24 protein-coding genes are annotated in these 25,779 nt (G+C 63.3%); 7 read left to right on the top strand and 17 right to left on the bottom strand.

Annotated elements, in window-relative coordinates; translation table 11 throughout:
• Positions 1-409: 409 nt before the first annotated feature.
• Both lspA and F4U95_RS23250 read right to left on the bottom strand, forming a co-directional pair.
• The gene (gene lspA, locus F4U95_RS23255) at positions 410-940 is read right to left on the bottom strand and encodes a signal peptidase II (RefSeq protein WP_232016657.1); all 531 of its coding nucleotides are present in this window, start codon (positions 938-940) and stop codon (positions 410-412) included.
• A gap of 38 nt (positions 941-978) precedes the next feature.
• A complete protein-coding gene (locus tag F4U95_RS23250) occupies positions 979-4,050 on the bottom strand; it encodes a heavy metal translocating P-type ATPase (RefSeq protein ID WP_120252793.1) in 3,072 nt (1,023 codons plus the stop codon).
• Between the two features lie 462 nt (positions 4,051-4,512).
• Here F4U95_RS23250 and F4U95_RS23245 point away from each other — a divergent pair, with 462 nt between their 5' ends.
• Both F4U95_RS23245 and F4U95_RS23240 read left to right on the top strand, forming a co-directional pair.
• The gene (locus F4U95_RS23245; RefSeq protein WP_065847552.1) at positions 4,513-6,558 is read left to right on the top strand and encodes an NAD(+) synthase; all 2,046 of its coding nucleotides are present in this window, start codon (positions 4,513-4,515) and stop codon (positions 6,556-6,558) included.
• 97 nt (positions 6,559-6,655) lie between these two features.
• The gene (locus F4U95_RS23240) at positions 6,656-7,072 is read left to right on the top strand and encodes a MerR family transcriptional regulator (protein ID WP_065847549.1); all 417 of its coding nucleotides are present in this window, start codon (positions 6,656-6,658) and stop codon (positions 7,070-7,072) included.
• Between the two features lie 208 nt (positions 7,073-7,280).
• Here F4U95_RS23240 and F4U95_RS23235 read toward each other — a convergent pair whose 3' ends face one another.
• On the bottom strand, positions 7,281-9,191 hold the full coding sequence (locus F4U95_RS23235; protein ID WP_065847547.1) for a cytochrome c/FTR1 family iron permease: 1,911 nt from the start codon (positions 9,189-9,191) through the stop codon (positions 7,281-7,283).
• 915 nt (positions 9,192-10,106) lie between these two features.
• Here F4U95_RS23235 and F4U95_RS23230 point away from each other — a divergent pair.
• Positions 10,107-10,301 carry a hypothetical protein gene (locus tag F4U95_RS23230; protein ID WP_065847543.1) on the top strand — a complete coding sequence of 65 codons (195 nt, stop codon included), beginning with the start codon at positions 10,107-10,109 and terminating at the stop codon, positions 10,299-10,301.
• A 322-nt stretch (positions 10,302-10,623) separates the two neighbouring features.
• Here F4U95_RS23230 and F4U95_RS23225 read toward each other — a convergent pair whose 3' ends face one another.
• The gene (locus F4U95_RS23225; protein WP_066283071.1) at positions 10,624-11,031 is read right to left on the bottom strand and encodes a MerR family transcriptional regulator; all 408 of its coding nucleotides are present in this window, start codon (positions 11,029-11,031) and stop codon (positions 10,624-10,626) included.
• An 83-nt stretch (positions 11,032-11,114) separates the two neighbouring features.
• On the opposite strand from F4U95_RS23225, the gene F4U95_RS23220 reads away from it, so the two are divergent.
• Together F4U95_RS23220 and F4U95_RS25425 are read left to right on the top strand one after the other, a co-directional pair.
• Complete coding sequence (locus F4U95_RS23220; protein ID WP_056383935.1) at positions 11,115-11,483, top strand: mercuric reductase; 369 nt, start codon at positions 11,115-11,117, stop codon at positions 11,481-11,483.
• Positions 11,476-11,703 (top strand): GDCCVxC domain-containing (seleno)protein, encoded by a 228-nt coding sequence (locus F4U95_RS25425; protein ID WP_082594896.1) that lies wholly within the window; start codon positions 11,476-11,478, stop codon positions 11,701-11,703. Before F4U95_RS23220 ends, F4U95_RS25425 begins: the two co-directional genes overlap by 8 nt.
• Before the next feature lie 64 nt (positions 11,704-11,767).
• Here the strand turns inward: F4U95_RS25425 and F4U95_RS23210 are convergent, their stop codons facing one another.
• The 13 genes from F4U95_RS23210 to F4U95_RS23150 form a co-directional block, all read right to left on the bottom strand.
• Positions 11,768-12,157, bottom strand: a complete 390-nt coding sequence (locus F4U95_RS23210) for a copper-binding protein (protein WP_065847539.1) — start codon at positions 12,155-12,157, stop codon at positions 11,768-11,770.
• The gene (locus F4U95_RS23205; protein ID WP_084281424.1) at positions 12,154-15,312 is read right to left on the bottom strand and encodes an efflux RND transporter permease subunit; all 3,159 of its coding nucleotides are present in this window, start codon (positions 15,310-15,312) and stop codon (positions 12,154-12,156) included. Before F4U95_RS23205 ends, F4U95_RS23210 begins: the two co-directional genes overlap by 4 nt.
• On the bottom strand, positions 15,309-16,793 hold the full coding sequence (locus tag F4U95_RS23200) for an efflux RND transporter periplasmic adaptor subunit (protein WP_084281426.1): 1,485 nt from the start codon (positions 16,791-16,793) through the stop codon (positions 15,309-15,311). The genes F4U95_RS23205 and F4U95_RS23200 overlap by 4 nt, the downstream gene beginning before the upstream one ends.
• Positions 16,790-18,022, bottom strand: coding sequence for a TolC family protein (locus F4U95_RS23195; protein ID WP_120252794.1), 1,233 nt, complete (start codon positions 18,020-18,022; stop codon positions 16,790-16,792). Before F4U95_RS23195 ends, F4U95_RS23200 begins: the two co-directional genes overlap by 4 nt.
• 136 nt (positions 18,023-18,158) lie before the next feature.
• Positions 18,159-18,431 carry a hypothetical protein gene (locus F4U95_RS23190; protein WP_232016589.1) on the bottom strand — a complete coding sequence of 91 codons (273 nt, stop codon included), beginning with the start codon at positions 18,429-18,431 and terminating at the stop codon, positions 18,159-18,161.
• A gap of 86 nt (positions 18,432-18,517) precedes the next feature.
• Positions 18,518-18,880 (bottom strand): hypothetical protein, encoded by a 363-nt coding sequence (locus tag F4U95_RS23185; protein WP_060977811.1) that lies wholly within the window; start codon positions 18,878-18,880, stop codon positions 18,518-18,520.
• Positions 18,881-18,924: 44 nt separating this feature from the next.
• Complete coding sequence (locus tag F4U95_RS23180) at positions 18,925-19,368, bottom strand: DUF411 domain-containing protein (RefSeq protein ID WP_060977813.1); 444 nt, start codon at positions 19,366-19,368, stop codon at positions 18,925-18,927.
• Between the two features lie 68 nt (positions 19,369-19,436).
• Positions 19,437-19,910 (bottom strand): DUF305 domain-containing protein, encoded by a 474-nt coding sequence (locus tag F4U95_RS23175; protein ID WP_120252795.1) that lies wholly within the window; start codon positions 19,908-19,910, stop codon positions 19,437-19,439.
• Positions 19,911-19,968: 58 nt separating this feature from the next.
• Positions 19,969-21,114 carry a copper resistance protein B gene (locus F4U95_RS23170; RefSeq protein ID WP_066044094.1) on the bottom strand — a complete coding sequence of 382 codons (1,146 nt, stop codon included), beginning with the start codon at positions 21,112-21,114 and terminating at the stop codon, positions 19,969-19,971.
• Positions 21,111-23,090, bottom strand: coding sequence for a copper resistance system multicopper oxidase (locus tag F4U95_RS23165; protein ID WP_120252796.1), 1,980 nt, complete (start codon positions 23,088-23,090; stop codon positions 21,111-21,113). The genes F4U95_RS23170 and F4U95_RS23165 overlap by 4 nt, the downstream gene beginning before the upstream one ends.
• 48 nt (positions 23,091-23,138) lie before the next feature.
• Positions 23,139-23,702: an RNA polymerase sigma factor gene (locus F4U95_RS23160; protein ID WP_232016590.1), complete on the bottom strand. Its 564-nt coding sequence runs from the start codon at positions 23,700-23,702 to the stop codon at positions 23,139-23,141.
• Positions 23,699-24,139, bottom strand: coding sequence for a periplasmic heavy metal sensor (locus F4U95_RS23155; protein WP_056383917.1), 441 nt, complete (start codon positions 24,137-24,139; stop codon positions 23,699-23,701). Before F4U95_RS23155 ends, F4U95_RS23160 begins: the two co-directional genes overlap by 4 nt.
• Positions 24,136-24,414, bottom strand: coding sequence for a hypothetical protein (locus F4U95_RS23150; protein ID WP_145986286.1), 279 nt, complete (start codon positions 24,412-24,414; stop codon positions 24,136-24,138). Before F4U95_RS23150 ends, F4U95_RS23155 begins: the two co-directional genes overlap by 4 nt.
• Positions 24,415-24,546: 132 nt before the next feature.
• On the opposite strand from F4U95_RS23150, the gene copC reads away from it, so the two are divergent.
• Both copC and F4U95_RS23140 read left to right on the top strand, forming a co-directional pair.
• Positions 24,547-24,933: a copper homeostasis periplasmic binding protein CopC gene (gene copC / locus F4U95_RS23145; RefSeq protein WP_056383913.1), complete on the top strand. Its 387-nt coding sequence runs from the start codon at positions 24,547-24,549 to the stop codon at positions 24,931-24,933.
• Positions 24,934-25,635 (top strand): copper resistance protein CopD, encoded by a 702-nt coding sequence (locus tag F4U95_RS23140; RefSeq protein ID WP_150426896.1) that lies wholly within the window; start codon positions 24,934-24,936, stop codon positions 25,633-25,635. It abuts the gene before it with no gap.
• The last annotated feature ends 144 nt before the right edge of the window (positions 25,636-25,779 follow it).

Raw genomic sequence — 25,779 nt, 5'->3', positions numbered from 1 at the left:
ACACCTTCAAAATGCGTAGCCATCGCCGGATAGAACTGAGCCGTCGCCTTTCTGGCGCGACCGTAGAAGGCAGCAACAAGTAAGATCTCGCGCCGGCTATCTGGGCGAGCTTGGCGTAGGATTCCGCCCCCTCCCGCAAACGCCCCCTACAAGCTTCTGCCATGCGGACTCCTGTTTTGGCGAACGGCGGTTAGAATGCGTTGGGTTAACCTGCGGGGTCGATGTTGACTGCGGAGGTGGCAATCGCGAAGTGAACCGCGAATCCGAACCGCACGCTGAGCGCTCGGGCGATCGCTCGCCCGCTACAGATCAGTCGAACAACCGTCCAAGGAACCCTCGGCGACCCCGGTGCCCGCAGTCATCGGTATGTCTGACATGGAATGGTCCTTTCCGATTGGTCCTATGAGGCTCAACCCACAAATCTCGATCTCCCCGGCGCCTTCGCAATCGAGACGGTCGATCGCGCCGGCCAAAGGGAGCCTGTAATCAGCAGGACGACGCCGACCGTGATCATGACGTCCGCCATGTTGAAGGCGGGCCAATGCCAATCGCCAACGTGAAGGTCGAGGAAATCGGTCACCGCACCGTGACGCACCCGGTCCACCACGTTGCCGGCGGCACCGCCAGCAATCAGGCCTAGGGCAAATGTCTCGATGCGCCTTGTCGTTCGCACGGCCCATACGAGCAGCCCCGCCGTGATCGCCGCCATGATCGCTGCGAGCAACAGCGGTTGCTCGACGAAAAGCTCGCGAAACATCCCGAAACTGACACCCGTATTGAAACCGAGCACGAGATTGAAAAATGGTGTGATCTTGATCATGTGCGGCGGGATCATCACAATGTTGACGATCAGCCATTTCGTGACGAAGTCGATAGTGAGCGCGATGAAAAGCGCGGCGCCGGCCAGCGCAGCTCGTCCCACCAAGGTTCTGGATTGCACAGTCAATACGTCCTCATATCTGCTTCCAGATGCCATGATCAGCGCGCCCGGCGTACCGCCGCGACCATGGGCTCATGATGCGCGTGGGCCGGAGCACCCGATCTGGTTGACGGACCGCCCCCCTCAAGCGTCGCCTGACCACGGTTGAGCAGGCGCAGGCCGTTGAGAACGACCAGTAGCGATGCGCCGACGTCGGCGGCAATGGCGCCCCACAGCGACGCGAGACCCACCACGGTCAGCACCGTGAACACGAGCTTCACGAAGATTGAAAACGCAACGTTCTGCCGGATAACTGCAAGCGTTGCGCGGGAGTGGCGCACGAGCCAGGGGAGTCTCGAAAGATCGTCCGACATCAGGGCAACATCGGCCGTTTCAATGGCGGCGTCGCTGCCCACGGCACCCATGGCTATGCCCAGATTGGCGCGCCCCATCGCGGGAGCATCGTTGACGCCGTCGCCCACCATAGCCACCGATCCATAGCGCCGCACCAAATCCTCGACCGCCGCCACCTTGTCGCCAGGCAGAAGTTCCGCCCGCACCTCATCGATGCCCGTCTGCTTCGCGATCGTCTCTGCGGTCGCGCGATTGTCTCCTGTGAGCATTACGACGTGTTCGATCCCAGCGCGGTGAAGCGCCGTGACAATATCCTTCGCTTCCGGCCTGACAGCATCGGCAACGGCGACGAGTCCCCAGACGTCCTGACCATCGCCGACCGCGACGATGGTGCGACCGGCGCTGGAAAGCGTATCTGCCCGTTGCAGAACTTCAGGAGAGTTGATGCCACGCTCCTCGATATAACGGCGCGATCCGAGCCACATCTCGCGACCGTCCACTCGCCCGATGACGCCTCGGCCCGTGATGGCTTGGACAGCTTGGGCAGGCTGGACAGCGATCTTCAGTTCGACGGCTTTCGCCAGGATGGCCCGAGCGATCGGATGTCCGCTGCGCGCCTCCAGGGCGGCAGCCAAGCCAAGGAGCTCCGCTTCGCTGCGGCCTCCAAGCGGCACGATCTCGACGACCGCCGGCCGTCCTTCGGTAAGTGTGCCCGTCTTGTCCATGGCAATCGCCTTGAGACGCGCAGGCGTTTCGAGATGGGTGCCGCCCTTCACCAGGACGCCCTGCTTTGCCGCGCCGGCGAGCGCCGCGACGATCGTTACCGGTGTCGAAATCACTAGGGCGCAGGGGCAAGCGATCACGAGGAGCACGAGAGCCCGGTAGAACCAGACATCCCAGTCGCTGCCCAAGAGCAAGGGCGGAGCGAGAAAAATGGCAACGGCGAGCACCATCACGACGGGCGTATAGATGCGAGCGAACTTCTCCACCCATTGCTCACTCGGCGCGCGCAGGCTCTGCGCCGAACCAACCATGCGGATGATCTGGGCGAGCGTCGTGTCATTCGCTGCTTTGGTAGTCAATATCTCAAGCGCACCCTCGCCATTGATGGTCCCGGCATAGACGTCATCGCCTTCCGCCTTGAACACGGGAACGCTTTCGCCGGTGATCGGCGCTTGATTAACCTCGCTCTCGCCGATGGCGACCCGGCCGTCGAGCGGCACCTTGTCGCCCGGCCGAACGATGATATGCGCGCCGACCCGAACTTCCGCCGCCGGGACGTCGCGCTCGGAGCCGTCGTCGAGCTTGACACGAGCTGTGGGCGGCGCGAGCTCCATGAGCGCGGCAACTGCCCGGCGCGCGCGACCAAGACTCCAGGCCTCGAGCGCCAGCGCCAATGCAAAAAAGAACGAAACAGTAGCGGCCTCGAACCAGGCGCCGATGCCGATCGCGCCCGCGACCGCAACCATCATCAGCAGGTTCATGTCGGGACGGAGCCGTTTGGCCGACAGCCAAGCTTTTGGCGCAACATAGCGCGCGGCAGACAGCACCGCTAAAGTATAGAGCATAATGCTCGGCAGCGGGGTCGATCCCAAAGCGTGTTCGCCGGCCTCGAACGCTGCAATGACGCCCCCTCCAAGCCAAGCGTGGACTGCGAAGCCGAGCGCCGTCAGCAAGCCGCTTGCGGTTGTCAGCCAGGACTGCACGCGCTTGCGGCGCTCTTCGGTCTTTGCGGCTTCGCTGCCATCGCCATCAGTCCAGGGCTCGGCCTGCAGACCGGCACGAGCCACCGCCTTTTCTATGCGGGCTTCGAGCATGGAATTCGGTGCCACGCTGATTGACATGCGGCCGTTGAGCAGATCGAAGGCGAGCCTGTCGTCGCCGACCAGCGGACCGACTTCGCGCTTCAAAGCCGCGATCTCGTCGGCACAGTCCATGCCGTGAATGCGGAACACAATCTGCCCCGGCGAACGGGTCGGAATCGGCGGATCGAGGGCTTCCTGCGCTACCGCGCCGCAGCTACCGGCCGAGCCATTATGCATCGAGGCGGTCTCGGCGGAAGCGAATGAGACCGTCTCCGCCGTCCAGAGTTCGGCGCGCATGCTCGCCCGAATCACGACTTGCTCGATCGCGTCAGCCGTCGCCCGGCTCTGGGGGGCCACCGTGATCGTGCCTCGCGCGGTGTCAAAAGCGAGCTTGTCTTCGCCGACGAGCGGGCCGAGCTCTCGCGTGAGAGTCGCCACCTCGTTCTTGCAGTCGAGGCCATGGACCCGGAAGAGCATAGCTTCGGCCGCATCCTCCACAACAAGAGAAGCCCGCATTCCGGTCCGGGCTACGCGGCCGATGATATCGTCGACCGTCGCCTGTCGCTGCGGCGCCACGGTCATGAACCCCTTCGCGGCGTCAAACATTAGCCAGGCGTCGCCGCCGACCAGCGGGCCAATCTCGCGTTTGAGCGTCGCGACTTCATTCTGGCAGTTGAGCCCGTCGACCCGAAACAGGTGCGTCGGTGCGGTTTCCTGCGCTGCATCCTCCGGCAGGAGATGCGCTCGCATTCCAGTCGTAGCGACCGCCCGCTGGATGGCGTCGAGCATCGAAGCATCCCCTGACAGCACTTCCATAACGCCCGCTTGGGTGTTGAACGACAGTTTGTCGTCACCGCCCACCACTGGACTGACCGCCTCTCGAAGCGCGCGGACCTCATTCTGGCAATCAAGGCCGTCGACTTTGAAACGCAGCGAGCTCGGTTGGCCCATCGCCGTGGCATCAGCTCTCATTCTTGTATCCTCGCGATAGGGCCAAGCTGGCCTCGCTGCATTGGTCACTCTACTGACGAATCATACATCCTGTAGTAACTACAGGATCAAGGGGTAAATCTTGCACTTCGGGTAAACTCGGCCAGGTCCGTGATAACGGGCAAGCAATTCACGGCTTCGACCCAACCCGGCAGACCACGATGCAACTCAAGACGGGCTCGCCGGCGTTGCGATTGCGCCCACGCCTTCTTTGGTGTGCGCCACGCGTCCCAGACCAAGCTTATACAACATGCTCGGTCATAATCGTTCTCGGGTTCACACCTCCAGTCACTTGCTATACCTATTTCCTGTAACCACTACTGAACCGCCCTTGATGATAATTATCGAAGCCTTGGTTGATCTATGCGGCCAAAACGCGCGGCCGAGACCGCTTAGCCTTTTCAGCATCCGTGCATCGACGAGCCAGGAAGATGAGATCGGCTGATGAGCTTCTATTCCATCTATCAGCAGGGCTTCGTCCGGGTTGCGGCCTGCACGCCGAAATGCGAAGTTGGCGATCCAAGCTACAATCTCGCTGAGACGCTTGCGCTTGCCCGGGATGGCGCACGCCAAGGCGTCGCGCTGATGGTGTTCCCGGAACTGGGCCTATCGGCTTACGCCATTGATGATCTTCTTGGGCAGGCGGCACTGCTGCAGCGGGTCGAACAGGCAGTTGAAGAGCTTGCGGCCGCGAGCCGTGAGCTTTTACCCGTTCTTCTTGTCGGCGCGCCGCTGGAGCGGGAAGGAAGGCTTTACAACTGTGCTGTCGCCATACACCGCGGGCGCATACTAGGCGTGGTTCCCAAGGGTCACCTGCCGAATTACCGGGAATTTTACGAAAAGCGCTGGTTCGCCTCCGGGCGAGACGTGAAAGGCGCGATAATGGAGATCGCCGGTCAGTCCGTCCCGTTCGGGATGGATCTCATCTTCGCGGCCGAGGATTTGGCAGGGTTCGTCTTCCACACCGAGTTATGCGAGGACGTGTGGGGACCAGCTCCCCCCAGCGATTTCGCGGCCCTGGCCGGCGCTCTGATTCTGGCGAACCTCTCGGCGAGCAACATCACTATTGGCAAGGCCGAAACGCGCCGACTGCTCTGCGCGACCCAATCGGCGAGGTGCTGGGCCGCCTACATCTATTCTGCGGCCGGCCCGGGTGAGTCGACGACGGATCTGGCGTGGGACGGTCAAGCGTGCATCTATGAGCTCGGCGCGCTCCTCGCGGAAACCGACCGGTTTCCGCAGGACTCGCAGATGGCCACCGCCGACATCGATGTCGATAGACTCAGGCTGGAGCGCCTGCGCACCGGTACGTTCAACGAGGCGGCGATCGCCCAAGGCATGCCGGGGGATCGGTTCCGGCGAATCGGCTTTCGCTTCGAGCCGCCGACGGCCGATCTCGGGCTTCATAGGAAAATGGCGCGCTTCCCCTACGCCCCGGCCGATCCGGCGCGCCTCGATCAGGACTGCTATGAGGCCTACAACATCCAGGTGCAGGGACTGATAAAGCGTCTGCAGGCCACCGGCATTCGACGCCTCTGTATCGGCGTCTCAGGCGGCCTGGACTCCACTCACGCCTTGATCGTGGCCGCCAAGGCGTTCGACCGGCTTGGCTGGCCGCGGTCCGACATCCTCGGCTTCACCATGCCGGGCTTCGCGACAGGCGAATCCACCAAAACCAACGCCTGGGCGCTGATGAGCAGTCTCGGCATCACCGCCGAGGAAATCGACATCAAGCCGTTAGCGCTACAGATGCTGGCGGTTCTGCAGCACCCTTTCGCACAGGGCGATCCGGTCTACGATGTGACGTTTGAGAATGTGCAGGCGGGCCTGCGCACCGACATCCTATTCCGCGCCGCCAATCAGCGAAGCGCGATGGTGCTTGGTACCGGCGACCTGTCGGAGATCGCGCTCGGCTGGTCGACCTACGGCGTCGGCGACCAGATGAGCCACTACAACGTCAACGCTTCGGTGCCCAAGACACTCATCCAGTATCTCATCCGATGGGTCACGCAGTCGGACGCTTTCGACGAGGAGACAAGCCGCACCTTGCTCTCGATCCTCGACACCGTAATCTCACCTGAGCTTGTGCCCGCGGGAGCTGGCGGCGCGTTGCAGAGCACGGAGGAGAAAATCGGACCCTATGAACTGCAGGATTTCACGCTGTTCTATTTGACGCGCTATGGCCTGAAACCGTCAAAGATAGCATTTCTCGCCCTCCATGCTTGGCGCGACGCCGCCACTGGCGATTGGCCACCCCAATACCCGCAAGAGCGCCGCCGAGCCTATGACTTGGCGACAATCAAGTCCTGGATGGAGGTGTTTCTCTACCGGTTCTTCACGGTCAGCCAGTTCAAGCGCTCGGCCTCTCCCAATGGGCCTAAGGTCACCGCAGGCGGATCGCTGTCCCCGCGCGGTGAGTGGCGCGCACCATCGGACGGCAATGCCCGGCTATGGCTGGAGGAATTGCGCGTCAACACGCCCTCGGACTGAACCAGTGGCCCTCTTGCTGCCGTCCTAGGTGGGCGGGGTTCACATACCCCTGGCCCCTTGCTATACCCATGTCCTGTAGCCACTACAGAATTACTCTATGATGATCACGATCGGAGCCTTGTCCAAACGCACGGGCGTCAATATCGAGACGATCCGCTATTATGAGCGGATCAAACTCATACCTCCACCACCCCGAACCGACAGCGGACGACGCCTCTACGGGGCGGAGGACGTTCGGCGATTGACGTTTATCCGCAATGCCAGGGACCTCGGCTTCGACATCTCGGCCATCAAGACGATGCTCGCTCTGCAGGAAGAGCCTGAAGCATCGTGCCAGGAGGTAAGCCAGATCGCTACCGATCAGCTCGAAGCCGTCGAAAGCCGGATCCGCCGGCTACTCGGGCTTAGGACCGAGCTCATCCGGATGGTTCAGGAGTGCGACAACGGGAAAGTCGCGACTTGCCGGATTATCGAAGTGCTCGGCGACTCTCCCGGTCAATCCGACGCCCCATAGTTTTCCTACCATGAGGACAGCGACGCCATAGACGATCGCCGCGTCAGCGAAATCGAAATGGGCCAATTGTGGCCCAAGCCTGCGATACGCCTGAGACGCTGACCCCTATTTGTCGGGCGCGTCTCGGTGGACTCACCGGCCCCGCAGGGCCAGCTTTGCAAGCTGGGCGGCGCGTGGGTCAGTGCTGCTATCGCTGCAAGCAATCGCATCAGGTCGTCCGCACCGCACTTTTGCGATTGAGCCAGAAACCCGCAACCAGAATTGCCACGGCGATCAGCTGGGCCAGCACTGTCTCGGTCGTGGGGAACAGTCCAAGCATCTGTATGCGCGGTACCCCCGGCAGCGGCACCACTCCCAGGATCCCTGCCTCCTGAAGACCCGCTATTCCCTTTCCGGCAAGGACTACGGCAAGGATCGCGATGAGAATAGCACTCCACGAAAAGAACTGGGTAATCGGCAAACGGGTACTGTACCGAAGCATGATCCAGGCCAGCATGGCGAGCAGCACCGCCGCCGCCGCCGCGCCGCCCAGCATCGCCAATCCGTTTCCCTGGGCCCAAAGCGCGGCATAGAAAAGAATAGTTTCGAATACTTCCCTGTAGACAACAATGAAAGCCAGCAGGAAGAGGAACCACCCTGAGCGCTTGGACAAAGCGTGCGTCATCTTTTCCTTGATATAGCGCTGCCAAGCCTCCGCGTTGCTTTTCCCATGCATCCAGATTCCGACCGTAAGCAGGATAATCGCAGCGAATAGCGAGCCAAATCCCTCGGTAAGCTCTCGTGAAGCCCCACTGACACCTATGAAGTAAGTGGCGATGAACCAGCTGGCGACGCCGGCGGCAAGCGCCGCCACCCATCCACCGTGAACGAAGCCGAGCACTTCGGTGCGCTCCGTCTTTCGGAGGAAGGCGATCATCGCAACCACGATCAGCAACGCCTCAAGCCCCTCACGCAGCAGGACGCCGAACGCGCCAAGGAAGCTTGATGCGCTGCTTGCCTTTTCGGGCGCGAGCGCGGCCTCAGCTTCACCGAAGAGGCCTGCGAGCTCCTGATTGGCTGCTTGGACTTCAGCAAGCGGCCGGGCCTTGCCAATCGCCGCCCGAAGCGCGCCCATCGCCTGTTCGATCCTCGCCATCAGCTGCGGCTCGCGAGCGGCGAGCATCGGTTCCACGGGCTCGAAGCCGTCGAGATAGGCGGACAAGGCGAGGTCGGTGGCGGCCTGCCGATTCCCAGCCGCATAGGCTTTGAGGCTCGCATCGAGACGTTCGCGCGTAAGTGCAAGTGAACCGTTAGCGCGCGCCGTGACCATGTCCGGATGACGGCGCAGATAGGCAGTCACGGCCTCAGCCTTGTCAGGACCAATTTCGGCGGCAAGAGACGCTGGCGTCGCGCCGACGAACGCCGCCAGATTGGGATATCTCTGGCGGAGCGAAGCATCCTCGTGCCACAGCCGCTGACCATGTCCTGTCTCCGAAGTCGGATAGGCGAAGGTGCCGACGTAGAACGCAAGCGCCCAGCGATCTTGCTCCGGAAGCGAATCGAAGCCGGCCATCGCCGTACCGTCGAGACCTTGGGTGATGACCTGGTAGAGGCCGAACAGGCTGCGTTGATCGGCGCGAACCTTATCTTTGAATGCGATCGGCGGTGGATCAAGCCCGGCCGAAGCTGGGCCATGTCCGTCGCCCGCTGCGCCGTGACAGGATGCACAATTCTGAGCGTAGAGCGCGGACCCGCGCGCGAGGACCGGCGGTGCCGTTGGGGCGAGTGGCACGGGATAAGCAGCGAGTAGGGCGGATGCGAGCGCCTTTGATTGTGTGGCGACCCCAGCGGGAGCCGCCTTGGCGGCGATCGCCGCGCGCAACGCCCTAGTCTGGCGCAACAGATCGGCCTTGCCACTCTTGTCGGGCAAAGATCCGAGCCTGTTTTCTACCTGGCCCGCGAACTCCACCATCTCCGCATATTCGGCTTCACTGCTAACGCGTCCCCCGGAGACAGCACCAGCATAGTCGACGGCGACATAGTCGAGCAGCCGCCATACGGTCTGGACTTCCGTGTCGCTTGCGAGCGCCTGACCCGGCACGATTTGCGATAGAATCGCGGAAAGCAGCAATACGAACATATAACGGCACCCCTTTCCGACGGCTCTTATGCAGGGGCGGACAGGACCGAAGGACAGGCGCATCTAATAACCTCTAGTTGAGAATTATTCGCATCATAATCCTGTAGTCCCCACAGGATCAAGCGGCAAAACACGCTGTCGCTGATTAAGTGGCTGGAGGGCGTCCGTAGCCCACTTTAGTGAGCAGACCCTTCGTCTCACATCGAGTCGGGTAGCAGTACAGAACTCCAATATTCTTCAGGTTACGCGAGCGAGGGCAACCGCTCGCTGCCGCAGTGATCTATGGCGGAGGAGAAGTGGAGGCTCGATCATGCTTCTAACCCTTGGCATGACCGACGTGGCGCTCCGAACGCGGAAACCGGCTGATAATCGCACGTCCCACGCGCTGCAGAATAACCGGTTTCGGGCGCCGAACCTTGACTCAATTCAGCATCAGGCAGAGATTGCGGACATGAGACAAGCGCACAAATTTGCGCTGATCTTAGGCGTCCTTCTCGGCCTGTTTGGACAGATAGCCACAGTTGCCGCAAGTCCCGCTGTGGCAACCGCCATAAGCGCGAACGCGGCAGCAACGATGCCCATGGACTGTGTCGGGATGACGCAGGACGATGGCGAGAAACCACTCCCCTGTCAGCGGATGACGCTCGCTTGCCTGGCAGGCATGGGGTGTCTCCCTTTATATGCGCTCGAGAGCCGGGGACCCCTCGCGGCTGAAACAGTGAGCGCGGATGTGCTTGTCGTCTTTCCATCTTATCCAGCGCTACACGGACGGTCGGCTCCGCCGGAACAGCATCCACCCGACACCTTGGCCTGACAACTCGCCAGGCGAACCCTCCCAAGCGCTGGACGGCCATAGGCTGCCCAGCCCCTCGGAGCCAGTTTGCCCACGGCACCTTCAGTCCGAGGAGAGAAATCATGAAAACCTTGATATTCACCGCCGCCACGGCCGCATTCACAATGCTCGTCGCCGCCCCGGTTCCGGCATTGGCCCAGGCAGATGTCGAGAAGCCGGCCACCGTCAAATGCGAGTGGCAACCCCAAGCTCCTGGTCCGCGCGCGCCGTTGCAGGGACCGGTCCGCGTTTGGGTCGACGGGAGCGATGTCTGCTGAGGCCGTGAAGTGATGGCGAGGGGCTAACTAGCCCTCGCCATCGATCATGGATTTGGCGAAACATTTGCCTGTCCCAACTTGTCGGAACTCTTCGGGAGGCGCTTCCACAGTGCCTCCCGAAGCCCTCATCGAATTACTTCTTGCTGATGTTGGTGACCTCGCCGGCATTGCCGTCGAGCTTCAGCTCGAAATTCACCTGATCGCCGACTTTCAGGATGTCGACCATGGTCGCAGCGATGCCGCTCATGACCTCCAAGCGGAGGCCGGACCCGAAGAGTATGGGCAGGAGTTCGGCGTACAGAAGGCGTCGCCCAGGCGGAGTTTAGCGAGCCGCAGATAATGTAGTGATCAGCGGGCACCCGACATGATCGCCGGAATTGCAGGCCCGCACGGTGTCGGCAAGGACCTGCTCCATGCGCTTCAAATCCGCGATCCGCGCGCGAACCTGCGTCAGATGCAAGGTCGCGATTTCGCGGGCATCGTCACATGAGACATCATCGGCGGTGGCAATGCCGAGCAGCGCGCGAATCTCGTCGAGCGTGAAGCCCAGTTCCCGTGCGCGCCGAACGAAATGCAGCCGCGCCACGTCCGCGGGGCCGAAGCTCCGATACCGGCCCCGCCGCGCCGCCTCGGGCAGGAGCCCGATCCGCTCATAATAGCGGATCGTCTCAATGTTGCAGCGTGTGCGCCGCGACAGTTCCCCGATTGCGATAATCTCCGATGTCGTCATCTTCTGCTCAAAATTGGGGGTTGAGTCTGTAGCGGCTACAGACGGTAGGATGCGATTCCGTTGATCACAAGGAGTCGCCCATCATGTCCGAACCGCCTGAACTGCGCCGTTCTTTGGGAGCGGAGGGCGCTGCTGTTCTCACGGTCGGCGGAATCGCGGCCGCCTTCGCCGTGGCATCCTGCTGCGCGCTGCCCATATTGCTCACCACCGCCGGCTTGGGTGCCGGATGGCTCGGCGGCATTGCCTTGGCGGCCAGCCCGTATCGGATGCTCCTGCTGTGCTTGAGCGCGCTCTTCCTGATCGGCGGCGCGATCATGCTCTGGCGGCAGCAGCGCGTGGCGATGACCTGCGCATCCGAGGGCGTCTGCACACCGCCTGCTGTGCGCGCGGTCCTTTTCATTGGCTTGCTGCTGGGAGTGACGTTGTTCTGGCTTGGCTATTCCTATGTCTGAGCGCGTTTTCGTTCCTCAATCGGTCCTCACCTGTCCGCTGTGCGGCACGACGAAGACGGAGACGATGCCGACGAACGCCTGCCAGTTTTTCTATGATTGCACCGGTTGCGGAGCGGTCTTGCGGCCGAAGACCGGCGATTGCTGCGTATTCTGCTCCTACGGGACCGTGCCGTGCCCGCCGATCCAACTCGCCGGGCCGGACGCCTCCTGCTGCACCTGACGATCGTTGGCCATGGCGGGCCGCCGGCATTCCGGCGACCCGCCCGGAGCAGGTCTGGAATCGACTACTGCTTTGTGATCGCGGTCACCTCGCCGGCATTGCCGTCGAGCTTCAGCTCGAAATTCACCTCATCGCCCACTTTCACGCTGTCGATGAGCGCCGGCGCGGCCTTGAATGCCATCGTCATAGCCGGCCAGTTGGCCTCGGCGATCGGGCCATGGTCGAGCGTGATCGTTCCGGCGGCCTTGTCGACGGCCGTCACTTTGCCGGTGCCCTTGGCCATCTTTGCTGTAGGGGACATCGCCATATTGCCCATGTCGCCCGCCATCGCGTTGGTTTCGGTAGCCGCCGGTGCCGCCGTATTCGTCGCTGCCGCCTCATTGGTCTCGGTCTTCGAGCCACATGCAGCAAGGGCAGCGGTCAGGGCCAGGACGGACAGAGCGTGAACTTTCATTGCAGGTTCCTTTCGTGGTGCTTCATTGGGATCGAGGGTTGAGAAGACCGCTGCCTCAGAAGCAGATAGGCGGCGGGGATGACGAACATCGAGAGAAGCGGCGCGGTCAGCATGCCGCCGACCATGGGTGCGGCAATCCGGCTCATGACTTCCGAGCCGGCGCCGGAGCCGACGAGGATCGGCAAAAGCCCCGCGATAATGACGGCGACGGTCATCGCCTTGGGCCGGACCCTGAGCAGCGCGCCTTCGCGCACCGCTTCTGCAATATCTTCGTGCGACGGCCTCTCGCCCCGCGCCTCGAGGGCATCCCTGAGATAGATCAGCATCACGACGCCGAACTCGGCGGCGACGCCGGCAAGCGCAATGAACCCGACGCCGGTCGCGACCGACTGGTGATAGCCGAGCAGGTAGAGGATCCAGAAACCGCCGGTGAGCGCGAAGGGGAGTGTGCCCATGATGAGCACTGCCTCGTCGAGCCGCCGGAAGATGAGGTACAGCAGCAGGAAGATGATCGCGAGCGTCGCCGGCACGACGATCTTCAGCCGGTCGATCGCGCGCGCGAGATATTCGAACTGGCCCGAATAGGCGAGGCTGACACCCGACGAGAGCTTGACCTCGCGGGCCACCGCAGTCTGCAGATCATCGACCACCGAGGCGAGATCGCGTCCCCGGACGTCGACATAGACCCAGGTCGATGGCCGTCCGTTCTCGGTCTTCAGCATCGGCGGTCCGTCGCTGATCGCGATCTGCGCGACGCTGCCCAGCGTGATCTGCTGGCCCGATGGCGTGAGCACCGGAAGAGCGCGCAGTGCGTCCGGACTGTCGCGCAACTCGCGCGGGTAGCGGACATTGATGGGATAGCGCGCCAGCCCCTCGACGGTTTGGCCGACATTCTCGCCGCCGATCGCGCCCGCGACGATCGCCTGGACATCGGAGATGTTGAGGCCATATCGCGCGGCGGCGATCCGATCGATCTGCACATCGACATAACGCCCGCCTGTCAGCCGCTCGGCGAGTGCGGAGCTCACTCCGGGCACTCCCTTCGCGACCCGTTCCACCTCGCGCGCGATATGGTCGATGGCGGCAAGATCCGACCCAGAGACCTTGACCCCGATCGGGCTCTTGATGCCGGTCGCCAGCATGTCGATCCGGTTGCGGATGGGCGGCACCCAGATGTTGGCGAGGCCGGGTACTTTCACGGTGCGGTCGAGCTCCTCGACCAGCTTCTCCGGAGTCATGCCGGGCCGCCATTGCTCGCGCGGCTTGAAGCGGATCGTCGTCTCGAACATCTCGAGCGGGGCGGGGTCGGTCGCGCTCTCCGCGCGCCCCGCTTTCCCGAACACGCTCTGGACCTCAGGCACCGACTTGATCATGCGATCGGTCTGCTGAAGCAGCTCCGAGGCCTTGGCGGCAGAGAGCCCCGGCAGCGCCGAGGGCATGTAGAGAAGATCGCCCTCGTTCATCGCCGGCAGGAATTCGCCGCCGAGCCGGGACAGCGGCCAAGCGGTCGTCAGGAAGACCAGCCCCGCGAGGACGAGGGTCGCCTTGGGTTTCTTCAACACCCAGTCGATGGCGGGACGATAGGCCCGCGTCAGCGCGCGGTTGACCGGATTGGCCTGCTCGGAAGGAATCTTGCCCCGGATGAGCCAGCCCATCAGCACCGGAACCAGCGTCACGGACAGGATCGCCGCGGCCGCCATGGTGTAGGTCTTGGTGAACGCGAGCGGCGCGAAGAGACGCCCTTCCTGTGCTTCCAAAGTGAAGACGGGCACGAAGGACAGGGTGATGATGAGGAGCGAGAAGAAGAGCGCGGGACCCACCTCGCGCGCCGCGTCGGTGATCACCGTCCAGCGCGCCCCCCCGGCCAGCTCTTCACCGGGATGATCATGCTCCCATTGCTCGATCCGCTTGTGGGCGTTCTCGATCATCACGATCGCGGCGTCGACCATGGCGCCGATCGCGATCGCGATCCCGCCCAAGGACATGATGTTGGCGTTGACGCCCTGGAAATGCATCACGATGAAGGCGGCGAGGACGCCAAGCGGCAGCGTGACGATCGCGACAAGCGCCGAGCGCACGTGCCAGAGGAACAGCGCGCAGACGATCGCCACAACCACGAACTCTTCGGCAAGTTTGTGCGTGAGGTTCTCAATCGCGGCATCGATGAGGTGCGAGCGGTCATAGGTCGGCACGATCGCGACGCCGCGCGGCAGGCTCTTCTTTAAGAGCTCGAGCTTGTCCTGCACCGCCTGGATAGTGGCACGTGCGTCTGATCCCGAACGCAGGATGACGACTCCGCCCGCCACTTCGCCGTCGCCGTCGAGCTCGGCGATACCGCGGCGCATTTCGGGGCCAAGCTGGATGGTCGCGACGTCGCCGAGCGTTACCGGCACGCCGCCGGCCGCAGTGCGCAGCGGTATGGCGCGGAAGTCGTCGAGCGTCTGAAGATAGCCCGAAGCGCGCACCATATATTCGGCCTCGCCCAGCTCGAGGACCGAGCCTCCGGTTTCCTGGTTGGCCTGCCCGATCGCCGCGACGGCCTGCGCGTGGGTGATGCCGTAACCGGCAAGCTTCACCGGATCGAGCACGACCTGATATTGCTTGACCATGCCGCCGATGCTGGCGACTTCGGCCACCCCAGGCAGGCTCTTGAGCTCGTAGCGGAGGAACCAGTCCTGGAGCGACCGCAGCTGCGCGAGGTCGTGTCCGCCGGTCCGATCGACCAGCGCATATTGATAGACCCACCCCACCCCGGTGGCGTCGGGGCCGATCGCGCTGCGTGCGGTGTCAGGCAAGCGGCCCTGGACCTGGTTGAGATATTCAAGGACGCGCGAGCGCGCCCAATAGAGGTCGGTCCCATCGGCGAAAATGACATAGACGAAGCTGTCGCCGAAGAAGGAATAGCCGCGCACGGTCTTCGCCCCGGGCACCGACAGCATCGTCGTCGCGAGCGGGTAGGTGATCTGATTTTCGACGATCTGGGGGGCTTGGCCCGGATAGCTCGTGCGGATGATGACCTGGGTGTCGCTGAGGTCGGGCAGCGCGTCGATCGGCGTGCTGCGCAAGGCAAGGAGTCCGCCGAGGACGAGCGCCAGGGCGCCGAGCACTACGAACAGGCGGTTGTTAGCCGACCAGTCGATGAGACGGCCGATCATCGCGCCGCCTCGCGGCTCAGCGTGCGAACAACTGGACCTTCCGCCGCTTGGTCGAAGCCGAAGACGACGCGGTCGCCCTTCTTGAGCCCGCGCGCGAGCGCCGGGCTCCCCAGCTTGAACGTCATCGTCATGGCGGGCCATTTGAGCGCGGGGACAGGGGCGTGACTGAGGGTAATCCGGTCGCCCGCGATGCTTTCGATCCGGCCGCTCGCGCGATAGGCGCCGTTGGATGTCGTTTCCGGTCGCGGAGTTGGGGCTGCCCCGCCGATCGGGCGCGCCTCGATTCCCGAGAGGCTGGCCTCGGAGTCGATCAGGAACTGGCCGGAAGCGACGATCTTCTCCCCCTCGGCGAGGCCGGCAAGGATTTCGGTCTGGCCTCCTGACTCGGCGCCGGTCTGCACCTCGGCGGGCCGATAGCGCCCTTGCGCCAGCGCCAGCATGACGAGCGAACGCTTGCCGGTCCGAATGACCGCCTCCGAGGGGACGAGCAGTGCCGGCCGCGCAGCGTCGCCGAGATCGACCGAGGCGAACATGCCAGGGCGCAGGCGCCCGGCTCGGTTGGAAAGTTCGATCCGCACGGTGAGCGTCCGGCTTTCGGCGGCGACGCTTGGGAGGATCGCGGCGATGCGGCCGGTGAAGCGCTCGCCCGGATAGGCGGCGAGGGTCGCGGTCGCGCTCTGGCCTGGGCGAAGCCTGCCGGCCATCGCCTCCGGCACGGCGGCATTGAGCCACACCGTACCGAGCCCATTCACCTCGGCGAGTGTCTGACCGCTCGCGACCGTCATCCCGGCCCGGACGCCGAGCGTCTTGATTGTGCCGCCGGTCGGCGCCGAAATCGTCATCACATTGTGCGGTCGCCCGCTCCGCTCGACTGCGGCCACCGTTCCGGTGGGCATGCCCAGCAAGAGCAGGCGCTGACGGGCCGCGCGAGCGAGGCCCACATCACCGATCCGCCGGACGGCCAGATATTCCGCCTGTGCGCCTGCCCATTCCGGCACCAGTATGTCGGCGAGCGGGGCGCCTGCCCCGATCACATCGCCCGGCGCGCGCGCATAGACCCGTTGGACGAAGCCGCCAGTTCGCGCCTGGACGATGGCGATGTCGCGCTCGTTGAACTCGATCGTACCGGTCGCCGCGAGGCTCGATCCCAGCGTGCCCGTTCGCGCCTCCGCGATGCGCAGGCCAAGCGATTGCGTGCGGCTTGGGTCGATCGCCACGCCGGTCTCGCCGCTCGCCGCTTCGTCGGCATATTTGGGGACAAGCTCCATATCCATGAAAGGCGATTTGCCCGGCTTGTCGAAATGCTGGCTCGGGACCATCGGATCGTACCAGTAGAGGATCTTGCGTCCGCTTTGCGCTGTTGCTCCAGGCGGAGACTCATGGCGCCAATTCGCGAGGCCATAGCCGAGGCCACCCGCCGCGAGTGCGAGCGCCGCGGCGGCCATGCCCAGCTGCGCGCGCGAGCTTGTGTCGAATTTCATTGGCTGTTCCCCCCAAAGGTGAAGACGAGCCGCACAGCATCGCGCGCGACTTCGGCCTCCCTGTCGAGCAATTGCAGTTCGATGTCGGCAAGCATGGTCTGGGCCTCGATCACGTCGAGCAGCCCGGCGCGACCCGCCGCATAGCTGGCCGTCTCGAGCTCAGCGCGATTGCGCGCGAGCGGCAGCAGCGTGTCGCGTGCGCGCATCCATTGCTCATGGTGCATGTCATGGTCGGCAAGGCCGGCTTCGAGATCGGCGAGCAGCGACCGGCGCATGTCCTCCTGCTCAGCCATCGCCGCGGCGGCGTTCGCGGTACTGGCGGCGATCATCGGGTCCTGCCGCCGTTTGGCAAAAAGGGGCAGGCTGACGGTGACGCCGGCCGAGACCATGTCGCCGTAGCGGTCGGCCCGGCGCTGGTAGGCGACATCGAAACCCCAGTCGGGACGCTTGTCGGCCCGGGCGACGGCGACGTCTGCCTCGGCCTGGGCGACACGGGCACTGGCGGCGCCGAGATCGGGATGCGTTGCTAAGGCGGCTCGCAAGGTCGTTGCATCGACCGTGAGCGCTGGGACGTCGCCAACGGTTTCAGGCGCCGGCTCGCCGGTCCAGCGCGAAAGGAGCGCGCGCTGACGTCCCACTTCGGCGGCGAGCTCGCTCCGGCGGTCTTCCAGCACCGCGAGCGACTGCCGAACCTGCAGCGTCTGTGCGGGGCGGGCCGCGCCTGAGGCAACACCCGACTTTGCCGCGGAGGGAAGGGGGGCGAGCCGGGAAACTATGCCGTCGAGGGCGGCAAGACGACGCTCCGCATAGGCGAGATCGATCCAGGCCAGCGCCGTCGCCACCTTGACCCGCCTGCTCTCGGACAGAAAGGTTGCTTCCGCCGCCTGGACATCAGTCCGCGCTCTGCTTGAGCGCGCATGTCGCTTGGCGGCGTTGGGGACCTCCTGCGAGATCCCGACCCGCGCCATCGTCATGCTGTCTTCGACGAAGCTGCCCGCTGGCGGACCCGACACCGGGAAATTGTCGATTCCGAGTCCAAGCTTGGGATCAGGAAGCTGCCCCGCGGCGGGCAGCGCAGAACGACGCGCATCAGCCTCCAGCGCCTTGGCGCGAAGCGAGGGAGCCTGTGCCTCGGCTCGGGCGAGCGCCTCCTCGAAGCGAAGCTGCCCGGCGAGCGCGGGATTCGTGGTCAGAGCGAGCACGGGGACGGCCAAAATGAAGGTACGCATGGAGGACTCCCATTGCAGAGGTTCCCGGGCCATGAATGACAAATTATGAGTGCCAACGCGCGCCCACGCGGTATCTTCCGCGCCGGCGCGACGCGCCTGGCCTCATTGTTCTATCTTATCGGCCGGGATCCGTGGTTCAGCCGGCCGAAGACGACATGTGGCCACCATGCATGGATTTCATGCAATCGGCCGCGCTCGTCTTCATCATGTCGCAGGCGCAGTTCGCCATCTGCGCGCTGTCGGGCACCCACACGCGCTTCTGCGCCGGGCCGGTTGCTCGCGGCCCATATTGCGGCACCGACTTCCATTCCCAGTGCCCTTGCGGCGCCCTGTTCTGGTCGGCAGCCCATGCGGGCGCGGCGAGGCTGAAGACCGCCAGCAGGGCGGCCAAAATCGACTTCTTGATCATCACGAATATCCTTGACTGTATGGAGAGGCATCGCGGGCGTCTGGACGCGACAAGAAGCCGCGCGCCTGACGGGCGCGATTGTTCAATCAGCCAAGGAGGGTGGGGGGCTCCGGCTCGGGTGCGTACTCGTGCCCCTGCAGGACGCTGACGGTGGTCCAGAAAATAGCCTGGTTGTGAATCCATGGCGATGCGGGCGCGGGCACTGCATTACCCAGCACGATTGGCACAACGCATCCCATCGCCCCGATACAATCGAGCGTAAGCCCCTTACACGGTGTTCCTTTTGGCGCGGGCTGCTGCTTGGCCATCATTGCCATGCAATCGGCGTCCATCGCCATCGCTGTGGGCGCACGCGCCGCGACGGGCACGCCGTGCGCATAGGCCAGCTGCGCCCCGAAGAGGCCGAAGAGCGCTCCGACAAGGAGCAGAGAGGCGAGCAAGCGTTTCAAGACGTTTCTATCTATCGCAGCCTAATCTTTCCGACAATCGCCATCTATCCTTGATGGCGCGCAAATATTCGTGTGCCTGATGGACCGAATGCGACGACGACATAGGGGTCGCCGCGACGACCCGGCACCTCCATGCCCGGCGATCCCACCGGCATTCCGGCCACGGCTAGGCCAGTGACGCCCTTCGGGCGCTGGGCGAGCACCCGCTTCATGTCTGCGATGGGAACGTGACCTTCGAAGACCAGGCCGTCGATGACTGCGGTATGGCAGGAGGACAGCGAGGCCGGAACGCCGCGCGTGCCTTGGAAAGTGGCGCGAGACTGATCGTCTACCATCCTGATCTGCCGCCCGAACTGTGCGCGGACTTGTGCCGCCCATTGCTCGCAGCACCCACATCCCGGGTCGCGGTGAACCACGATCGGGCCCGCCGCATTTGCAGCGGTAGCCAAAAGCATCAATGCGGCTCCAAGCAGATGGCGCTTCAGCATGTTCGGTCCTCTTTCCTTCATCTGCCTATACGCGGTCGGGAGAAGAACCCCTCGAAATATGCCGCGCGTCAATTGAGGCGCGCAAGGATGACCTTCATCTGTTCGATCTCGCGGCGCTGAGAGTTTCGGATTTCGCCGCACAGGCGCTTGACCTCTGCATCCCGGAGATTCGCTTCGCGGCACATCAGGATGGCGCCTGAATGATGTGGGATCATCGAACGCAGGAAGGCGACGTCGTCGATTGTCGTTTGGGATCGGATCAGCGCGAATGACCCAAAGAAAACGGCCACCGATACGACGATGATCGCAAGATTGGCGGAGCGCGATGCAAACATGTGCTTCATCGCCAGAATCATCAGCACCACCATGGGTGCTACCATCATCAGCGTCATGTAGAGCATGTTGAGATTGTTGTAGAAGCTGTCGAGGCTGTCGATCATGACGAACATCACGAGGTACATGATGACGGCGCCGATCAAGGTCTGCAGGGCAAGACTCAAATAGCCGTTCATCTTGCTTCCTGCGTTCTGCGAATGGTCCATCTCACTCTCCTGTCGGTCCCGCCCGGATATCAGTCCGCCTCACGTCCTCGGTGAGCGCTCAGAACCAGATTCGGACGCCAGCGACAAAACTCGTCGTTGTCGGATCTTCCCCGTCGTCGCGCGCGTAACGGGCGGTCTGGCCGCTTTTCGCGTCGTAGGACACACCCACATAGGGTGCGAGCTTGCGCGTGATTTCATAGCGCAGCCGCAAGCCCAGCTCTGCATTGGAAAGACCGGCCCCGATGCGATTTTCCGGTACGTCTTGCGCAGCGAAGTTCAGTTCGACCCTAGGCTGCAAGACCAGGCGCTGGGTTAGGCGCTGATCATAATAGCCCTCGACGCGCCCGAGCAGGTCGCCCTTGTCCGAGAGGAAGACAGCGCCCTCGACCTCAAACCAATAAGGGGCAAGCCCTTCGAAGCCAAGCACGGCATAGGCGCGTGAGGGATTGGGCTTGAAGTCGTAGCGCACACCTGCCTGGAGATTGAAATAGGGTCCTATCGCGCGGCTGTAGAGCGCCTGGATCTCTGCGGCTTCTACGCCGTCGCGGAAAGCGCCTTCTCCTTCGGATTTAAGCGTCAGCCGGTTGATGTCGCCGCCGAACCAAGCCTCGCCGTCCCACCGATAGCCGTCACGGCCTTTGCGGGCCTGATATTCGGCAAGGTTGAACATCACCTGCGACAGCGTCTGGCCGCCTTCTTCTGCCATCATTTTCCGGCGCGCCAGCGCCATTTCGGCCGGGGGAAACTGGCGATCGGCATAATGGTCCATTGGTGGCCTTGGAGCCGGCGCGCTGCCGGCAGGCAGTGCCGTACCGGTCGGCTGCATGGTCGGCATCGCGCTCATGTCGTGGCCGGCATGCTCGTTTTGCATGTCCATGCCCGGCATGGCGTCATCAGCCATGGTCTTTGAGGGGTCTTCGGACATGCCCGGCATGTTGGAGTGATCCATGCCCTGCATATCATGACCCTGATGCGCTGCCGGTGGCTGGGCAGGCTTGGGAGGCTCGCGCCTCACCGGGCGCGCCGCAGGCGCTGGTCGACGGGGTGCCGGTTTTCTCACCTTGGGCTTGGGCTTTGCAGCCTGTGGCTGTGCCGTCGGCATCGACATCCCCGGCATGTTGTGCATCGAATGATCCTGCGCGAACGCGGGTGCTGTGAGGACCATGGCGGACGATGCGGCGAGGAGAGCAGCGAGCCGCGTCATGCTGCCTCTCCTTTGGGACGGACGCTGACGATCCGCATCATGCCGGCATGCATGTGATAAAGTAGGTGGCAGTGGAAGGCCCAGTCGCCGACGGCGTCTGCAGTGAAATCCCAGGTCACCTTCCCGCCCGGCTGAACGATCACGGTATGCTTGCGCGGCCCATGATCGCCATGGCCGGTCACCAGCTCGAAGAAATGGCCATGAATATGGATAGGATGTCCCATCATGCTATCGTTGATCAGGTTCACCCGCACACGCTCGCCCTCGATGAACGGAATGGGCTCATGCACGTCGGACATCTTCTCGCCATCGAAGGACCACATGAAGCGCTCCATGTTGCCGGTGAGATGGATGTCGATACTGCGAGACGGCGCGCGCACGTCGGGATTGCGGTCGAGCGCCATCAGGTCCTTGTAGACGAGGACCTTGTGACCGACATCCTCGAGACCCTGGCCGGGTTCGCCAGTCCGATCCATTGGCATCGGTGAGATCGTCTGGACACCGGGGCCGCGCTTGACCTGAGGTGCGTTGGAGAAGTCGCGCATGTTCATCGCGCCCATATCCGTCGATCCCATGTCATGGCCCGCCATGGGCTGACTGCCGGCCATCGCACCATGGCCCATCGCCGCGTGATCCATGCCGGTCACACTGCCTTGACCCATGGAGGAATGGTCCATCGCTCCCATCGTGTTATGATCCATGCCCGCCATCTGCGGCTTGGTGCTTTGGATGGCCGCTCCGGCAGCGACGCCCGAAGCAAGTCGCCCCGACGCATTTTTCTCCGCTGTCGGATCGACTCCGCGAGACGAGTTCATGCCACCCGACATGTCCATGCCTTCCATGCCCTGCATGCCGGACATATCCATCCCCATGTCCTTCATCGTCGTGATGGGACGCTTTCGAAGAGGTGGAACCGGCGCGGTCATGCCGGCCCGAGGTGCTAGGGTTGCCCGCGCCATACCGGAGCGGTCGATAGCCTCGCCGACGAGCGTGAAGGCCTTGTCTTCGGACGGCGTGACGATTGCATCATAGGTCTCTGCAACGCCGATCTGGAACTCGTCGACCTCGATCGGCATGACATTTTGGCCGTCAGCCTGGACGATGGTGAGGCGTAGCCCCGGAATGCGGACGTTGAACGTCGTCATCGCGGAGGCATTGATAAACCGCAGACGGACCCGCTGGCCTGGCGTGAAAAGCGCAGTCCAGTTGTCAAACGGCCCATGGCCATTGACGAGATAGGTATAAGCGGCGCCTGTGGCGTCGGAGACGTCGGTCGGATCCATCCGCATCGCTCCCCAATCGACCCTATCCTTGAGCCGTTGGTCTTTGCCTGCGAGCAGACCGGCAAGTGTCTGCCGCTGGAAATTGAAATGGCCTGGATCGACCTTCATGCGCCGAAAGATCGCCTCTGGCGAAAGCTGGCTATGGTCGGACAGAACGATGACATGCTCGCGGTCGGACTGGACGGGGTCGGCGCCTGCAGGATCGATCACGATCGGGCCGTAATGTCCAAGCTGCTCCTGGAGGCCGGAATGGCTGTGGTACCAATAGGTGCCGTTCTGACGGACGGGAAACTCGTAGAGATAGCTCGATCGCGGCTTAATTCCCGGAAACGACACGCCAGGAACGCCGTCATGTTGGGGTGGCACGAGAAGGCCATGCCAGTGAATCGAGCTGTCTTCGTCGAGATCGTTGATCACGTTGAGCCGCACTGTCTGGCCTTCACGAAGGCGGATCAGCGGGGCCGGCACGGTGCCGTTGATGCCGATCGCGGCTGACCGGCGCCCATCGATCGTCATCGTTTGTCGTGCGATCTTCAGCGTTATATCGGTGCCCGATACGGTTGGAATCGGCACGGTGAGCCCCTCGGAAACCGGTTGGGCCCATGCCGGCAGCCAGGCCGCTAGCGCGGCCGTCCCGCCTGCAAACCCGGCGCCTCGCAAAAAGCTCCGCCGGTCGAGGGTTGAAAGGTCCATTGCGCTTTATCCCTGTCCTGAACTCTCAGGGGTTACGCAGGGTCGGCATCAAACCCTCAAAATTTCTGCCAGTTTTGCACGGGCGCGATAGAGCCTGGTTTCCACCGCCTTCTCGCTGATGTCGAGTACGCCCGCACTTTCAACTTGGCTCATGCCTTCGATCGTTCGCAGGACGAGCACATCCCTGAGGCTTGCAGGCAGCATAGCAATCGCGGCCATGGCCCGTTCAAGTTCGCGGCGATCGTCGAGCCGGACGTCGGCCGAGATCCCGGGATCGGCGACGTCGATCGCCTCCTCGAGGGGCCGTGCAAAGGTAAAGAGACGGCGGACGGCGCGGCGGCGAGCCCAGTCGCGCGCTTTGTTGATTGCGATCCGCGAGATCCAGAGCCGAAACGGCCGTTCGCCGTCATAGCTGCGCAGCGCGGCGAAGGCCGCGATGAAGCTCTGCTGGGTAAGGTCTAGAGCGGCATCCGCGTCTCCGGTATGACCGCGCAGCAGGCGAAAGATGCTCTCCCGGTGGCGCCGCATCAACTCGCTATAGGCCGGCTGTCGCCCACCCAGCGCAAGCGCAGCGAGCTCGCCGTCCGAGCAGGCGGCGAGATCAAGGCTCACGGTTCCTTGGCCGTGAGCGCCTTTACGACGGCCGCATCAAATTTGGCGGCTTGGTCGGGTTTCAGGACCGCTCGCATGGCGAAGATGTGCTCGAGCGTTTCCTTCTGAAGCTGACCCATCGCCTGATGCGACCGATCGACTGCTGCGCCCACCGCGGGACCATAGCCATGTTCGGCCTGGATGGCGTCGGCGAGCCGCGCATTGTCCGCCCGCAGTTCGAGCTCCAGCGCCTGTTTGCGGACTGCGAAACGGCGTTCGATTTCGTCCATGCGCGCTTGTTGCGCACTATCGAGGTCGAGCTCGTGGTGGAGCAGTGCATGCAGTTCAGTTTCGACCGGGGTTGGCGGCACGATGAACGCCCGACCAAGGAAGGCGCCGACAATCGCGGCCAGGAAGGCGATCACAGCAATCAGCAGGAGGCGACGGCGATCGGTCATTCGCTCGTCCCGAGCAGCGTCGAGGGCGCCAGGGCCGGCGGCGCGCCGAAAGGCGCGATCGATGCCACCCGAGTCTCGCGCGCCGGTATGACGGAGCCCAGAAGTCCGACGGAAAGGGCCACACCGGCGGCGATCCCGAAGACGGCTCCCGACAAAGGCGCGCCATGCCGGCGCTGGTAGGCAAGCGCGTCGATCACAGCGCCGTCGATCGTCTCCAAACGCGGATCGACCGGAAGCTCTCTTAAGCAGCTCAGTGCTGTATCAACGTCCATCATCTCGCTACTCCCACCCCTGCGACTGGATTTACGCATCGTAGCGAAAAATCCCTCATCGCCAATCGAGCGGGCATCGATGAGGGGTCGGCACCTGATCTGCGTAATGCTCATCGAACGCGAAGGAGATGTTCGATGAAGACCAAGACCCTACTCGCCGCCGCGCTCGCGGCCCTTTCACTCGGTGTGTCGGCGCCGGCACTGGCGCATCCCAAGCTCGTGAGCTCATCGCCTGCCGCGACCGCGACCGTGGCCGCGACAAACCGGCTCACCTTGACGTTCAGCGAGCGTTTGATGCCGCAATTGTCCGGCATCGACCTTGCGATGACTGGCATGCCCGGAATGGCCAATCATGCCCCGATGAAGATTGGCGGTGTGCAGACCACCGTTGGGGAAGATGGCAAGACGCTGATCGCAGCTTTGCCGCGTCCGCTCGCCGCCGGCACTTACAAGCTGGATTGGCACGTCGTCTCGGTCGACACCCACCGCATCGCTGGTAGCCTGACCTTCACGGTTCGTTAAATGGCGGACTGGCCGCTCATTGCGATCCGTTGGGCGCTCTATGCGGATCTCGGGCTGCTGTTCGGATTGCTCCTCTTCACGCTCTACGCCCTGGCTGGCGAAGAGCGTGAAAGGTTGCTGCGCCTCCGCGGGTGGACGATGGCGCTGGCGGTGCTGGGCGTGCTGCTGAGCGCTTATGGTTTCCTGCAGTCCGCTGCTGCCATGCTTGGGACAGGTATCGAGGGTGTCGATCGTGTCAGCGCGCTGATGCTGCTCACGGAGACAAGTGTTGGATGGGCGCTGCTCGCGCGCCTAGCGGTCCTGACCATCTTAGGCATTGCTGCCTTGACCCCTGTCTTGCGCCGGATGGCTGGGCTCGTGCTCCTGACCTTTCTTGCCGCCACAGCTGTCGCGAGCCTCGCCTGGTCAGGCCACGGTGCTGCCACCGAGGGACCAGCGGGGATGGTCCATTTGGTCAGCGACATTATTCATCTGCTGGCTGCTGCAGCCTGGATCGGCGCCTTGGGCGCCTTCGTCCTTATCGTATCGCGGCGGCCTCAAACACCCGAAACCCTCAACGCGGCGCATCGCGCGCTCGCCAGCTTTGCGACAGTCGGAGCGATCATTGTGGGCTTGATCGTAGCGACCGGGCTGGTGAACAGCTATCTTCTGGTCGGCCCACGAAATGTGTTGAGGCTTGCAGAGAGCGACTACGGCCTCTGAAGCGCCCCGGGTTTCCAGGAGGCTCCAACTTGTGAGAAGGAGCATCCGTTATGAGCAAGACAACCAACAAATTTTCACCTGAAGTCCGCGAGCGGGCGGTTCGTATGGTGGTGGAGCAGCGGGCCGAGTACGGCTCGGAATGGG

The sequence above is a fragment of the Sphingobium limneticum genome (genome assembly GCF_008710165.1).
Lineage (GTDB): Bacteria > Pseudomonadota > Alphaproteobacteria > Sphingomonadales > Sphingomonadaceae > Sphingobium > Sphingobium limneticum.
The sequence above is the reverse complement of the archived record's forward strand: the minus strand, read 5'-3'. Positions and strand labels throughout refer to the sequence as shown.